This window comes from Kitasatospora phosalacinea, assembly GCF_030268885.1.
Lineage (GTDB): Bacteria > Actinomycetota > Actinomycetes > Streptomycetales > Streptomycetaceae > Kitasatospora > Kitasatospora phosalacinea_C.
On sequence record NZ_BSSA01000156.1, the window covers coordinates 1 to 255 of the forward strand.

At 71.4% G+C, this 255-nt stretch carries 1 pseudogene; it reads right to left on the bottom strand.

Annotated elements, in window-relative coordinates:
* Window positions 1-235, bottom strand: a pseudogene (locus QSK52_RS39360) (IS110 family transposase); the annotation flags it as partial.
* Between the last annotated feature and the right edge of the window lie 20 nt (window positions 236-255).

A 255-nucleotide genomic window follows, 5' to 3' on the forward strand; every position in this document is an offset into this window, starting at 1 on the left:
CCTTCTTGACCAGCGGGCCGATTTGGATGTCGAGCTCGGTGACCTCGTCGTCCATCGCCTGATGGCGGCGGGCCAGCCGCCGCAGTGCCGCGCGGGTCGCGGCCAACGGGACCGCGAGGTCGTCGCCGGGTCGCAGACGGGCCAGCGTTCGTATCAGTTCCGCGCGGTGCAGGCCGGCGACCTGCTCGCGCAGGGTCGCCGGCGCGGAGACGAGCAGACCGCGAATCTGGTTCATGGCTTGGGTGCGGGCCTTGA